The organism is Colwellia sp. BRX9-1, from assembly GCF_014077195.1.
Lineage (GTDB): Bacteria > Pseudomonadota > Gammaproteobacteria > Enterobacterales > Alteromonadaceae > Colwellia_A.
In genome coordinates this window covers 45,779-60,567 of sequence record NZ_JACGVM010000019.1, presented here as the reverse complement: position 1 = coordinate 60,567, position 14,789 = coordinate 45,779, and the positions used below count along the sequence as shown (strand labels likewise).

At 39.4% G+C, this 14,789-nt stretch carries 10 protein-coding genes; 8 read left to right on the top strand and 2 right to left on the bottom strand.

Annotated features, from left to right (window positions below; all coding sequences use genetic code 11):
• Positions 1–4: 4 nt before the first annotated feature.
• Positions 5–154 (bottom strand): redoxin domain-containing protein, encoded by a 150-nt coding sequence (locus tag H4J76_RS20310; RefSeq protein WP_182217194.1) that lies wholly within the window; start codon positions 152–154, stop codon positions 5–7.
• Positions 155–521: 367 nt separating this feature from the next.
• Here H4J76_RS20310 and H4J76_RS15795 point away from each other — a divergent pair, with 367 nt between their 5' ends.
• The 8 genes from H4J76_RS15795 to H4J76_RS15760 all read left to right on the top strand — a co-directional run bounded on the left by H4J76_RS15795 (position 522) and on the right by H4J76_RS15760 (position 14,096).
• Complete coding sequence (locus H4J76_RS15795) at positions 522–917, top strand: DUF302 domain-containing protein (protein ID WP_182217195.1); 396 nt, start codon at positions 522–524, stop codon at positions 915–917.
• Between the two features lie 102 nt (positions 918–1,019).
• On the top strand, positions 1,020–2,345 hold the full coding sequence (nhaA, locus tag H4J76_RS15790) for a Na+/H+ antiporter NhaA (protein WP_259364778.1): 1,326 nt from the start codon (positions 1,020–1,022) through the stop codon (positions 2,343–2,345).
• Entirely contained in the window at positions 2,342–4,714 is a 2,373-nt protein-coding gene (locus H4J76_RS15785) for a heavy metal translocating P-type ATPase (protein WP_182217197.1), read from the top strand. Before nhaA ends, H4J76_RS15785 begins: the two co-directional genes overlap by 4 nt.
• A 1,096-nt stretch (positions 4,715–5,810) precedes the next feature.
• Positions 5,811–7,157 carry an MFS transporter gene (locus H4J76_RS15780; protein WP_070373684.1) on the top strand — a complete coding sequence of 449 codons (1,347 nt, stop codon included), beginning with the start codon at positions 5,811–5,813 and terminating at the stop codon, positions 7,155–7,157.
• 367 nt (positions 7,158–7,524) lie between these two features.
• A complete protein-coding gene (locus H4J76_RS15775) occupies positions 7,525–9,924 on the top strand; it encodes a TonB-dependent receptor (protein ID WP_070373683.1) in 2,400 nt (799 codons plus the stop codon).
• 125 nt (positions 9,925–10,049) lie between these two features.
• The gene (locus tag H4J76_RS15770) at positions 10,050–12,023 is read left to right on the top strand and encodes a tetratricopeptide repeat-containing sulfotransferase family protein (RefSeq protein ID WP_182217201.1); all 1,974 of its coding nucleotides are present in this window, start codon (positions 10,050–10,052) and stop codon (positions 12,021–12,023) included.
• Positions 12,024–12,139: 116 nt separating this feature from the next.
• Entirely contained in the window at positions 12,140–12,829 is a 690-nt protein-coding gene (locus H4J76_RS15765) for a glycerophosphodiester phosphodiesterase family protein (protein ID WP_197517634.1), read from the top strand.
• Between the two features lie 604 nt (positions 12,830–13,433).
• A complete protein-coding gene (locus tag H4J76_RS15760; protein ID WP_182217202.1) occupies positions 13,434–14,096 on the top strand; it encodes a YoaK family protein in 663 nt (220 codons plus the stop codon).
• Between the two features lie 122 nt (positions 14,097–14,218).
• On the opposite strand, the gene H4J76_RS15755 is transcribed toward H4J76_RS15760, so the two are convergent.
• Positions 14,219–14,689, bottom strand: coding sequence for an FKBP-type peptidyl-prolyl cis-trans isomerase (locus H4J76_RS15755; RefSeq protein ID WP_182217204.1), 471 nt, complete (start codon positions 14,687–14,689; stop codon positions 14,219–14,221).
• Positions 14,690–14,789: the final 100 nt, after the last annotated feature.

Here is a 14,789-nt window from a genome sequence, read left to right as displayed (position 1 = left end):
TTTTTTATGCCATTTTTATCACGCGCTCTTTGGTGTCTGTACTTACAGCAATAATATTTACGCCGCGACTAGCGAATTCGCTTGAATGCTTTTCAAGCTCTTTTAAATACTTTGCGTAAATGGGGCAGTGTATGCCGCTGTAAAACAACAGCATGTCAAAGTGTTTTGCGGGGGTGGCTCCTGTTAAATTATCTTACATAGTAAGACTTTTTGATGATATTGCTTAATGAGATAAATATCTCACTCCACCTACCGTTCACCTATGCACTGTCGAATATTCTTCCGGTTATTTACATGAAATCTATCGGTTGATACTGTGAGTGATATTGAGAATAGAGCGCTTATTTTGTTTTACTACTACTTTATTCTAACGACTACATAGTCGCCAAAAACTTTTCATTAAGTACGTTAACGTACAGAATAATTATAAATACAAGGATAAAGTAACTATTACTTAGCCTTTACCAATAAGGCTGTTTTTTATTATCGATATTGGTTCAGCCAATATTTAGGAGTTACCCATGTATGGATTCAGTGTGCAATTACAAATACCTTTTGATATAGCGCTTAATCATGTTGTTGAATCACTCAAAAAAGAGGGTTTTGGTGTACTTAGTGATATAGACATCAAAGTAACGCTAAAAGAGAAGTTAAAGGTTGATCACAGACCTTATCGTATTCTTGGTGCATGTAATCCACCATTGGCACTTCGTGCCATTGAAGCCGATGCTGATATAGGGTTATTGCTGCCCTGTAACGTGGTGGTACGAGAAGAAATAGATAGCAGTATAACGGTTGCTTTTATTGATCCAGAAGCCTTATTAAAAGTGTCGGATAAGCCAGAAATACACGAATTAGCTAAAGAGGTAAAAGGGTTATTACAACGTGTATCAAGCAGCCTTAGTAGTGAATACTAATAAACCTTAACTCAGGATAAGCAATGTCTTTCGTTAGCATTAAATAACACTTATTAATAAGGGGTTAAACATATCAAATCTTCTCAAGATAATAGAAACCCATTGCAACGATGCCTTGAATTATTTCACGAGCCTTTTTCTAATTTTATGCGCGCCCAGGCCACCGCCGGTGTCTTTTTATTAATAGCCACAATCACTGCACTTTGGTGGGCAAATTCAGCTTACGCCTTGGCTTATCAGCAACTGGTAAATACGCCTATAGGTTTTTTTATTGGTGATTTTGAGCTGCGAGCTTCGTTCAAGCACATTATTAATGATGGATTGATGGTGATTTTTTTCCTTTTGCTGGGGCTTGAGATAAAACGGGAAGTTTTGGCTGGAGAACTTGCAAGCCCTGAACACAGGCGCATGCTGATTTTATGTGCGATGGGGGGCATGATAGCACCTGCGGTCATTTATTCTATTTTTAATTGGTCGCTCGACTCACAAATTGGTTGGGCCATTCCCATGGCAACCGATACAGCATTTGCCTTGGGTGTACTGAGCCTTGTCAGAAAGTATATTCCTATAAGTTTGATCGTTTTTATCGTTGGCTTTGCCATTGTTGATGATGTGGGAGCGATAGTTGTTATTGCCTTGTTTTATACTCAACAAATATCAATGGTTTACTTGTTAGTGACCATCGCACTGACTGTCATGTTGATTTTAGCTAACTACGCAGGCGTTCGTCAGCCGTTATTCTATATTATTGCCGGCATTGCGACTTGGTGGGCTATGCTGCAGTCTGGTGTGCATGCGACGGTAGCTGGTGTTGTCATTGCATTTACAGTGCCAGCAAAACCCAAATTAGCAACGGAAAAGTTGCTGGGTAATGCCAAATCAATTATTAGTTCGATACAAAAAAATACTGAGGATATCGATGTTCTGGCCAGTAAGAACGATCACAAAAAAGTGTTAGCAATAAGTGAGTTATCGGAGCACGCTAATACACCTTTGCGTCGTTGGGAAAATACCCTTCATTTACCTGTGGCGATATTTATCTTACCACTATTTGCGTTAATAAATGCAGGGGTTGTCTTTAGTGAAAATTCTTTTATAGATAGCCTGACACAACCTGTAGGGCTGGGCATTATCTTAGGGTTAGTAGTTGGTAAAGTCCTCGGGATTTCTGGTGCATGTTGGCTTGGCCTGCGTTACCGCATAGGTTGTTTACCCAATGACATCACCTTTAAACATGTTATTGGGGCATCACTGATCGCAGGAATAGGCTTCACTATGTCTACTTTCATTGCTGCGCTTGGTTTTGATGGCCAACCAGAACATCTACATAATGCAAAAACATCGATTTTAGTTGCCTCGGGTTTATCAGCATTATTAGGGATATTGTATTTTCGAATTACAGCGATATCGATAAAGGAGAAAAAATGAATCATGATCCGGTTTGTGGAATGAAAGTTGCGAATGATGCTACAAGTAATAGTGAAAAGACAGTCGAGTGGGAAGGAACTGTTTACTATTTTTGTAGTTCGTCTTGTGCTGATAAATTCAATGCCGATCCTGAGCATTATGCCCATACAGGTAAGAGCGATCGTAATTATCCGGTGTGCGGCACAGCCAAAATACAGAAAGAGACAAATGCCGCAAGTAATAATAAAAGTAGCGAAAATAAAAATGTATTTTTTACCTGTCCAATGCATCCAGAAATCAGTCAAAACAACCCTGGCTTGTGCCCCAAATGTGGCATGGCGCTAGAAACGATAACCCCTGTTGACAATGATGACGATACAGAACTCAAAGATATGACACGACGCTTCTGGTGGAGTTTGAGCTTGAGTTTACCTTTGCTTATCATCACTATGGGAGACCTTATTCCGGGTGTAAATGTGGGTAACTGGCTGGGCGAAAGTGCTTTTAACTGGCTACAGGCAACTTTAGCAACGCCTGTTGTATTGTGGGGGGGATGGCCGTTCTTTGTGCGTGCATTTGAGTCATTCAAAAGTTGGCAGCTCAATATGTTCAGCCTAATTGGGTTAGGTACCTCTACCGCTTTTGTATTTAGTTGGTTTACTTTATTATTTTCCTCACAACTGCCTGAAGCCTTTAAAATAGCAGGTAGAGCACCGCTTTACTTTGAAGCAGCAGCGGTGATTATTACCTTGGTATTAATGGGGCAGGTGCTTGAGCTGCGTGCTCGTTCAAAAACGAACAGTGCTATTAAATCTTTATTGCAATTGGCGCCCAATAAGGCTTTGCGTGTTAATTCAGATGGCAGTGAAGAACAAGTCGCGCTTGATGAGGTTAAAGAAGATGACCAATTACGGGTGAAACCGGGGGGGAAGATCCCAGTAGATGGTGAAATTATCGAAGGTCACTCTCATGTTGACGAATCTATGATCACTGGCGAACCTGCACCGGTAAACAAAACAACAGCGAGTAAAGTGACGGCAGGAACGCTAAATACCACAGGTTCATTCCTACTTAAAGCCGAAAAAGTAGGCAGTAATACCTTACTGGCAAGAATGATTGAGTTAGTGAATGAGGCCGGTCGCTCGCGCGCTCCCATCCAAAAACTAGCAGATAAAGTGTCTAAATGGTTTGTCCCTGCAGTTATCTTGGTTGCCGTCGCTGCTTTTACTGTTTGGGCGATAGTTGGACCTGCACCTGCATTGTCAAATGCTTTAATTGTTGGGGTATCTGTGCTCATTATCGCTTGTCCCTGTGCCTTGGGATTGGCAACGCCGATGTCGATTATGGTTGGCATTGGCCGAGGGGCACAAGAAGGCATATTGATTAAAGACGCCGAAGCATTAGAACTGATGGAGAAAGTGGATACCTTAGTTGTCGACAAAACCGGTACGCTGACAGAAGGGCGGCCAACAGTGCAATACATATTGGTAAGCGATGAAGCCGAAAAAGAAGGTTTGACGGAAAACGATGTATTGCTATTTGCAGCAAGTTTAGAAACGTCAAGTGAACATCCATTGGCTACGGCTATCGTAGCACATGCAAAACAGGAGAAATTAGAGCTCAAACCGATCAATGATTTTAAATCAATTACCGGACAAGGCGTCAGCGCGACAATCGACGGTAAATCTATATTAATTGGGAATAACCGCTTAATAGAAGAACAAAGAATAGACGTTTCTTCGTTGCGTTCTCAGACAATGTCAATGAGAGAAAATGGACAGACCGTTATCTTTGTTACCATAGACGGCCTGTTGGGAGGTGTTCTAGGTATTGGTGACGCTATCAAAAAAACCACAGTTGAAGCAATAGAACAACTCCATCAAGCTGGCTTGAAAATAGTGGTATTAACTGGCGATAACGCGACCACAGCTAAGGTTGTCGCTAAAACCCTAGGACTTGATGACGTGGAGGCGGATGCTACCCCAGAAGACAAACTTAATTATCTTAAAAAATTGCAAAAACAAGGACATATTGTCGCAATGGCAGGTGACGGTATTAATGATGCACCAGCACTTGCCAAGGCTGACGTGGGCATTGCAATGGGAACAGGTACCGATGTTGCCATGAATAGCGCAAGAATAGTACTGGTTAAAGGCGATTTGCGTGGTATCACCAAGGCCCGTTTACTTAGCCAAAACACCATGAAGAATATCCGTCAGAATTTATTTTTCGCCTTTATTTATAATTTTCTCGGTGTGTCAGTTGCTGCTGGTATTTTATATCCTTGGTTTGGTTTATTACTCAGCCCAATGATAGCCAGTGCAGCAATGAGCCTTAGCTCAGTATCCGTCATCGTCAATGCCCTTAGGTTAAAAACTCAAACGCTTTAGCGCTCAATATCGTTGAGCATGATATTCCCTAATCATTTTGGTTATGGGGACGTTATAGAACAGAGTATTAATGTTTCTGGCCTTATAGTTATAATTATTTATGTGCATACATCATTACTATTGATGGCCATGATGTTGAACTAGCGGTAAAGTTAAGTAACAGGTTATCAAATGAAAAGTTATTTGAGCAAAAAACTATATCATCAAACATGGTCAAGATATGCTTGAAATTGTTGGTTGGCGGTGGACACCAACAATATGTGCACCTTTTCATGAAACCATCTGAGAATGAAATAAATATTGGCAATATAACGGCAATACGCAGCAGTGTAATTTACGGATGTTTTTGATGGGAAATTACCGCGGGTCTACTTAATACTTAGTATTGATTTAAGTAAAAGTGAATCAGCTGATATAGACAAAGTGGTTATTGAAGTATTAGAACAACGAAATGCTAAGCAGGTACATGTATAGTCTTAACACCTACCTAATGCTTGTCACGCGGTATGCAAGTGTCGACAGTGGAAACCTTTGTTAGCGCCGGTTGGTAAAAAGTATTTTATCGCGGATGTTCGATGTTTTTGGTAAGCTGATAGACCGGCAAGAAGAATTGGCTGACGTTCAATGGCGTTCAGTACACCGGGCACCCTTTTTCTAAACTTCGTATTCAGTTAATTAAAATATCTCTCATTACTACAAGTCATTATTCACATCGTTTATATAGTTTTCCCTTGAATTATATTGCATTAATAACTTCGTAAAAACGTTCAAAGATTCACAGCTAAATTTGATTGTATTTTCTGCTTAACGAGAGAATATCGATCATGGCTAATAACTCTGTTGTTATAAACGATAGAGGCTATAACAATTATCTTTTAATCTAAACTCAAAATATTCTTGAATAAAATATCGTCACTTTACTTGAAAGTAGTGCATCTGTAATTATTGTCAGTTTGATATAAGGCTAATTTTTTTGGCGTGTTTGACGTAAACTACTGAATAACATAGTATCATCGAATCCATAATCATTAACCCAACAGAGCCATTGTTTTATAGGAGTACCATTAACTATATTACAACTGTTCATAGAGAAATTATGTCTAACCGACCCCCACAGCAATTAAATATTATTATCGCCATGTATCTTGGTTATGCCGCCATGATGATTTGTCGTCAAATGGTCACTATTCTTAGTCCTGCCTTGCTTGCCGATGAAACCTTAGCCTTAACAAAAACTAATCTGGGTGATTTTGCTGCTTATGGTACTTTAGGTGCATTGGTTGGCAAGCTCATTTGGGGGCCCCTTGCTGATATTATAGGTGGGCGCTTTACTTTTTTGATTGGCATATTTCTAACGGCGCTCTTTGTTATTGCTTTTGGACTCTCTCCTAATGTAATGGCTTTTACTGTTTTTTCATTCCTATTGTACTGTACAAAATCTTCAGGTTGGCCAGCGATGACCAAACTGGTTGGAGAATGGTATCACCCTCATCATTACGGGCGAGTTTGGAGTATTATTTCTACCAGTTCTAGATTCAGTGTTGTGTTAGCGACTTTATTCTTTGGTTGGTTATTAAGCTTTATGGATTGGCGTTCAGTCGCTTTCATCGCTGCGGCTTTTGGACTGGTTGTTTTTATTGGTTGTTATTTTTTTCTACAAGAAAAACCAGAAAACCCCAACTTTTTTAGAGAAATTGAAAGTGATCATACTGATACCAGTGCCGAAGGTATAGCGCTAGCCAAAGCAGCAAAGCAGGCAGTTGATAACAAATATAACCACCCACTTCAAGATACGAGTATGGGTGCAGGTATGTTGGCATTTATTAAAAGTCCAAGAGTTTGGCTCGTGGTGCTAATGCTAATGATGCTTACTTGTATGATGGCCTTTTTAGACTTTGTTGCCGTTTATCTTATGGAAACCTATCAATTATCTCCTTCACAAGCAGCAATGGCTTCTACTATCTTCCCCGTAGGTTCTTTGGCTGGATTGTTAGCTTCGATAGCATTTTACGACCGATTTTCAAAGAAAGGTATTCGCACCGTATTAACGATAGCGATGACTCTGAGTTTATTGAGTATCCTGACCCTGAAGTATTTATCTTGGTTTGATTTGAGTGTTGAAGTGAATTACATTGTCGCTTTGAGCGCAATTTTCTTATTCGCCTTTTCAATTTCTCCCGCTTATTACCTACCTATGTCAATATTCTCTATCGAATATGGTGGACCCCACAGTGCAAAGTTGGTGAGTTTTATTGATGCTTTTGGTTTTGCGGCCAGTGCAACATTTGCTTTTATCGGCGGCAGGTTAGCTGATAGTGCGGGTGGTTGGTCTAGCTTTATGAATATGCTTATATTGATTTCAGCTGTGGGTATTATATCTGTTTGGGCATTTATGCATGCGGAATATAAAGCGGCAAAGTCAGGGGAAAGTGTCGTCAAGTAAGGTATTTAATGCGATAAACTCTTTAACCCTTTAAGAGTTTATCGCCACAAGCTTAAATAAACCCCGTGAGTCGTTCTAAACGTTACTTCTTCAAAATACCATCTTTTCACCGAAGTTTGCTGTTTATTTTAGCTATATTCAGTAATCTTTCCGATATTGTAGTATGCTACAACTCAAAAATTTCTGTGATATTAATCATTAAGTTATATTACAGGCTATTTTAACGACACAGCTGTTTGCGAAAACTTTTGACGGTTTGTCACAAAGAAGCAAAAGGCTGTCACTTGATAAGCGTTTTGCTTCGATATTGATCTATTAATTTACTTAGTATCTGCTAAGTCACAGAAAATAATCAACGAGGGTACTTATGTATCATAAAAACCGACCAGTTAAAACCGTATTGACCATGGCAATCGCTCTTGCATTGAGTAGTAGTGCCGTTCAAGCTCAGGAAAAGAGTAAAGCAGAAGACAAAAAAGTTGAGACTGAGCGCCAGATCGAAACTATAACGGTTACTTCAACTCGCCGTTCAGAAAACCAACAAGCAGTGCCGCTTGCTGTTCAAGCCATTAGTGGAGCACAACTTCAGCAACTGGGTATTGACAGCTTTGAAGATTATATTGCATTACTACCGGGTGTTAGCTCTGAAGGTCAAGGTCCTGGTAAGCAAGAAACCTATATCCGTGGTGTATCCGCCGGTCGTGCTGATGTTAGACTTGCAGGCATAGGGGGCGAGCCAAGCGTTGCTTTTTACCTTGATGAAACTCCAATCACTACTCCAGGTCGTAATATAGATTTATATGCGGTTGATTTGCAACGTATCGAAGTGTTAAAAGGTCCTCAAGGCACATTGTTTGGCGCTAGTTCACAAGCAGGTACCGTTCGCCTTATTACCAACAAACCGGAATTGAACGAATTTAGAGCCGGTGGCGAGGTAGGTATGTCATCTACCAAGAGTGGTGGCATCAGTAATAAAACTGAAGGTTATGTCAATCTTCCTATTATAGAAGATGAGTTTGCTATACGAATTGCAGCTTATAATTCTACTGATGGTGGGTTTATTGATAATGCGCTGTCTACAACGCAATTACCATTAACTAATCCAGCACTGGGTGGCAGCGTTCCTTCATCTCGACAAGTAGTCAGTAACTCTACACTTGCAAAAGATGATTACAATGAAGCGACACACCGTGGCGTCAGAATTAGTGGCTTATGGCAAATCAACGACGAATGGGATTTGTTAGTACAGCACACAAACCAACAGTTAGATACTGAAGGTTCTTTTGAATATGATCCGTCTATCAGCACTGAAGACGACTTAAATACAGCCACTTTTTCGCCGACGGCTGGTGATGATAAAGTTGACCTAACACAGTGGACATTGAATGGTATGCTTGGCGGCCTTGAAGTTATTTATAACGGCTCGTTCACCAACCGCACGTTCCAAGGTAATACTGACTATACTGCTTATATAGAAATAGGACCATATGTTCCTTACTACATTTGTAGTTACCCAGGTTATGATGAATGCTTTAGTCCTGTGATGACTACTTCTGAGCAGTTTGAAACAGAACGCGTTGTGCACGAAATTCGTGTTGCAACCAATGCGGAAGACCGTTTTAGAGCGATTGGTGGTGTTTTCTATGATGATCAGCAACTTAATACGTTAACTGACTTTACTTATGCGGGTTCTATCGCCGCTGGATTTTCACCAAACTTTCCGATACCGGGTGCTTTCACTAACACCGATGGCAGTGCTCGACCGCCGGGCGTAACTTATTTCAATGATTATCAATCAGACCGTGAAGAAATGTCTGTATTTGGTGAGCTTGCTTACGACGTTACTGAAGAGGTAACCGTAACAGTTGGTGCACGTCACTATAATATTGAAATGGGCTTGATGGGACAATCTCCTTTCGGTCAAAGAGCATCTGGACCAGAGGCAGATGCCGGAACCAATGTCGATTCAAGACTGGCTGGTTTATCGCCTGCAACGATATCGGGAACGATTTACAAAGCCAATATACGCTGGGAAATGAATGCTGACGCGATGTTTTATGCTACGTATTCTGAAGGCTTTAGAGGCGGTGGATTCAATCGTGCAGTTGGCACTGGTGGCATTCCGGCTACTTTTGATACCGATGATGTTGTTAGTGTTGAATTAGGCTGGAAAACAACTTGGCTTAATAATACTTTGCGTTTTAATGGCGCGATATACAATGTTGATTTCAGTGACATGCAGCAAGGCGTTCTTGATCTTAGTATCGCTAATAGCTCATTCTTTGATAATGTTGGTTCTGCTGATATCAATGGTGTTGAATTTGAACTTAACTGGGCTGCGACCGATAATGTCGACCTTTTTGGCTCATTTAGTTACATTGATTCAGAGTTGACTGATATTCCAAACACCTTAGTTAATATCACACCAGTAGGGTCTAATCTCCCTTACGCACCAGAAAATGAAGGTGTGGTTGGCGCGCGTTACTATCAAAATATCGGCGACTTTGCTGCTGTTTTTCAAGGCGTATTTAAATGGACAGACTCACGTTTTAATAGCTTAGTTGCTGCTGATCGTGTCGAGTTACCGTCTTATAATCAAGTTAACCTATCTGCCTCTATTGGAAAAGATGACTGGAAAGCAACACTCTTTATTGACAATGCTACCGATTCTCTTGGACAAGTTGCTGCGGGTTCAGCTGATAATGTCTTTAGGGTTTCACCAACGAGACCTCGCACAGTTGGCTTTAGAATAAGCTATGATTATTAGCATTTTACATTATTTTAAAGTATTTTAAGATAAGATAAGATAGGGTCGGCGTTTAATAACGTCGACCCATTTTTTTGTATATTTATAGACAATATCAACCATCTCTTGATATTTACCGAGACATTATGTTGCCAAATCAGTTGAAAAACCTCCAACCAGACCAAGTTATTAAACAGTGTCAACTTTTGATTCAAAAAGGCCACTTAAGCCAAGCAGCTAAGAACCTAGAAGATATGCTTGCGGAAAATCCAGGACATATTGAAGGTGTTTATTGTCTTGCAGTCTGTCAGCGTAAACAACAAAAATATAATCTGGCTATGGCAAGTCTTGATCAAATTCTTATAAAACAACCGGACCATGGCCGGGCGCATCAAGAGCAAGGTTATACTCACAAAGCAATGGCGAACACTAGCCAAGCGATAGCATCCTTTGAAAAAGCAGTCGCCTTAAATCCAGCTTTGTTTGGAAGTTGGCGCGCTTTAGCAGACCAACCTGGTTATCCGATGCATCAGGAAGCAAAAAAACGTGCTGATTGGCTCTCCAGTTTGCCGCCAGCATTAGTTTCTGTTTCTAGCTTAATATATCAAAAGCAATTACATCGCGCTGAATGGCTCTGTCGTCATTTTCTCAAAGACAATCCCCATCAACCAGAAGCTATGCGCTTATTGGCTGAGTTAGGAACAAAGTTTCAAATTCTTGATGACGCGGAGTTCTTATTAGCCAGCTGCCTTGAATTTGAACCAAATTACAAAAGAGCACGCCTTGACTATGTTCATGTTCTGCATAAACGACAAAAATTTAATAAGGCACTTGAGCAAGCAAAAATTCTATTAGATTCAGACCCGGAAAATGCAACGTTTAAAATTGGTCTCGGCAATGCGCAACAAGCCACTGGAGATTTTGAAGCAGCTATAAGCACCTTTGAAAGTGTATTGGATAGCAACGCAGCTAATTATTCTATCTATTTAACTCTTGGGCATGCATTAAAAACGATGGGGCGTGTTGAAGACGCGATCCAAGCTTACCGTAAAAGCTACGATCTCAAACCTGACTTTGGTGATGCTTTCTGGAGTTTGGCCAATTTAAAAACTTACCGATTTACCTCTGATGAACGTCAGCAAATGCGGGTTAAAGAAGCAAGCGCGACAACATCGATAAATGATAAAATTCATTTTTGCTTTGCTCTTGGCAAAGATTTAGAAGACAGTGAGCTCTTTGACGAAGCCTTCTCTTTTTACCATCGCGGCAACAAACTCAAGAGCGAGCAAGACAAATTTGACAGCAAATCTCTCGAGTTATCGTTTGAATTTCAGAAAAATAATTTTGACGCTGCGTTTTTCAATCGCCATAAACAAACCGGTTGCTCTGCTGCAGATCCTATATTTATTGTTGGACTACCCAGAGCGGGGTCGACACTTTTAGAACAAATCCTCTCTTCACACTCACAGGTCGATGGGACAATGGAATTGGCCAACATTATCGGTCTAGCGCATCGCTTAAATGGTCGACAAGCCACGCGTGACACCCCCAAATACCCAAGTATTCTAAGCAATCTTACTGCTGATGACCTCACTAAAATGGGCGAGCTGTATATTGAAGAGACTCGGCATCATCGCCAAGGAGCAATGTTCTTTATCGATAAAATGCCAAACAATTTCCGGCATATTGCACTTATCAATCTGATCTTGCCTAATGCGAAAATTATCGATGCGAGACGCGATGCTTTGTCCTGTTGTTTTAGTGGTTTTAAACAATTGTTTGGTGAGGGGCAGCAATTTTCCTATGATCTTGAAGACATTGGACATTATTATCGTAGTTATGTTGAGTTGATGGACCATTGGGACAAAGAATTACCCGGTAAGATTTTACGTGTGCAGTATGAAGATGTGGTTGCCGATCTTGAAAGCCAAGTTAGGCGCATATTAGACTATTGTGGACTGCCTTTTGAGCAGGCTTGTATTGATTTTCATACAAATAAACGCGCTGTTCGCACGCCTAGCTCTGAGCAAGTTCGACAACCTATTTATCAAAGTGGTCTTGAACAATGGCGCAATTATGAGTCTCATTTAACACCATTAAAAAAAGCACTAAAAAGCTAGGTCGGCTTTCTAAAGTGCTAGAACTGTTTTTATAGCCGTTGGCTGTTAATGAGCGCTATGCGTATTGATATTGTCGTGTTAATTATTTTACTATAGAAAATAAAGAGAAATAAATTTTGGATAAAAAGATACTAAAAATAGGACATCGTGGCGCAATGGGTCATGAACCTGAAAACACGCTAAGGTCTTTTAAAAAAGCATTAGCGTTAAATGTTGATGCGATCGAATTAGATGTATATGTATGTAAAACAGGTGAACTTGTTGTTATACATGACGATAAAGTAGACAGAACAACTAATGGTATAGGCTATACTGAAGATAAAACCTTTGTTGAGCTAAGACAACTAGACGCGGGAAAAGGTGAACTTATACCAACACTTGAAGAAGTCTTGGATCTTGTTGATAAAAGCGTGATAGTAAATATAGAATTAAAGGGAAGAAGTACCGCAATTGCAACGTATCAGGTAATAGATAAATACATAAAAGAAAAGGGCTGGTCTGAGCTTGATTTTATGGTTTCTTCATTTGATCATCATGAATTAAATAAATTTAAACATTTGTATCCTCAAATACCCATCGGTGTTTTGCTTGAAGGCGTTCCTCTTTCTTATGCTGATTGTGCCGTTGAACTTAATGCTCAATCCATCAACTTAAGTCTAGATTTTATCAATCAGGACTTTGTTGATGACGCACATCAAAAAGGGTTACAAGTTTATGTTTATACGGTTAATGACTATGATGACATTGCCAAAGTAAAAGAATTAAATATCGATGGTATTTTTTGTAATTTTCCAGAAAGATTATAATTAAGACACGATTGCCTGCGTTACTAAACGAGAAATAGCGTGGGATTTTGTATGGGTAGTTTTGATTTGAAAATCCCTGTGATTTAAAGATGAACTAGATTTTAATGTTAACGCACATGAGTATTATTTATTTTGCGATAAAATATATATTTAGTTTATATGCGAACTTATCAATAATCTAATGTATGCGTCGTGGGGAAAAGCAGTCAGAAAATAGTGAAAACTATCTTCCAAATAATATTCCTTTACCACAGCGGTAGCTAAAAAAGTACTTATTATTTTTTTACTTTGCTATGGCACTTATGGCGTCTATAGCGGTACTCTTTATCTCCCCCTAGGAAGAGGTGAAGTTACCTTTCAAGGTAATGCAGTATATTTTTCTTTTGCTGCTCTTTTGTTAGGTGCTTTATATCTTTTGATTGAAATTATCGATCATTACGATAAAAGGAATAATGAATTCTCATATAAACGTATAAAAGGTGTAATTAAAGGACTTGCCGCTTTAATATTGTTATTTACTATCGCTATAAGTGCCGCACTTACACAAGAACTATAAGTCACTCAAATCGGCGCTTAACGTGGCATTTGTGATTAAAGGATTATCGTGATATCAAAATTACCTCGGTGGGTAGAGTATGGCTCGTTTGTTTTAGCACTGGTTGCGGGCTTTATTAACGCTGTTGGACTTTTAGGATTTAATCACCAATCTATTTCACACTTATCTGGAACAGCAACACTGCTTGGCGTAGGTGTTTTAAACTCAAGTTTTTCTGATACGCTTCATTTGGTTTTAATTCTGCTTAGCTTCTTAGTAGGCTCTGCCATATCAGGCTATTTCCTAAATAGTGGTTCGTTAAAGTTGGGTCGTAATTACAGTCGACTGCTTATCTTGGAGGCAATCATTATTTTCGCATCAATGTATTTCTTATCCAAGGGATCACTATTTGGCCATTATTTAGCTTCAGCTGCATGTGGGCTTCAAAATGCACTAGTGACAACCTATAGTGGCGCTGTTGTTCGAACAACACATGTAACTGGGTTATTTACCGATCTTGGTCTTATGTTAGGTTCAAGACTTCGAGGCGAACTCTTTGATAAAAGAAAGGCGGTATTGTTTCTACTGATAATAACGGGATTTATTGTTGGTGGGGGATTGGGTGCTTATTTTTTCAGTATGTTTAAGTTTAATGCTTTATTAATTCCTGCTGTTATTTGCTTGCTATTAGCATTGTTCTATTCAGTTTACAGTGCAAAGGTGAGTAGTTAACAGCCGTATGTTCGCTGTTATCAATACAAAATATAGTGGCTATTATATGCTGGCAATAGCTCATCATCTGACTAAATAAAACAGCAATGATATTTCTATTATTGCTGTTTTAGATATTTTATTTACTGAATGTCGAGTAGTGTCACTTCAAAAACAAGTAACGAACCGGGGGTTATTTTTCCTGCAGATTTATTGCCATAGCCTAAGCTTGATGGAATAAAAAACTTAAATTTATCACCAACAACCATTAATTGAAGACCTTCAGTCCAGCCAGGTATCACTTGGTTTAAGCCAAAACTAATGGGTTCACCGCGATCAACTGAGCTGTCAAATACACTGCCATCGAGTAAAGAGCCATGATAATGCACTTTCACTTTTGAACTGGCACTTGGGTGCTTTAATCCATCACCTTTTTCCAATACTAGATATTGCAAACCTGAAGCTGTTTCAACAACATTTTCAAGGGTTTTATTTGTAGCTAAGAACTGGTTAGCTATAGCTATATTTTCAACCGCGGCTTTTTTATCATTTGAACTTTTTGAAATAAAGAAAATTACCAAGGCAATAATTATAACCAATACAACATATTTCATAACTGATCCGATTAATTTGAATTATTGTGTATTCTAGCATTCGATTCTTTTGCAGGTCACATTAATTTAAAATTAATATGAGTGCTATGTTTTTCATTGT

Coding starts and splice junctions, on each gene's coding strand:
- H4J76_RS20310 (WP_182217194.1), bottom strand. CDS start 154: ATGCTGTTGTTTTACAGCGGCATACACTGCCCCATTTACGCAAAGTAT.
- H4J76_RS15785 (WP_182217197.1), top strand. CDS start 2,342: ATGAATCATGATCCGGTTTGTGGAATGAAAGTTGCGAATGATGCTACA.
- H4J76_RS15775 (WP_070373683.1), top strand. CDS start 7,525: ATGTATCATAAAAACCGACCAGTTAAAACCGTATTGACCATGGCAATC.
- H4J76_RS15770 (WP_182217201.1), top strand. CDS start 10,050: ATGTTGCCAAATCAGTTGAAAAACCTCCAACCAGACCAAGTTATTAAA.
- H4J76_RS15795 (WP_182217195.1), top strand. CDS start 522: ATGTATGGATTCAGTGTGCAATTACAAATACCTTTTGATATAGCGCTT.
- H4J76_RS15780 (WP_070373684.1), top strand. CDS start 5,811: ATGTCTAACCGACCCCCACAGCAATTAAATATTATTATCGCCATGTAT.
- H4J76_RS15755 (WP_182217204.1), bottom strand. CDS start 14,689: ATGAAATATGTTGTATTGGTTATAATTATTGCCTTGGTAATTTTCTTT.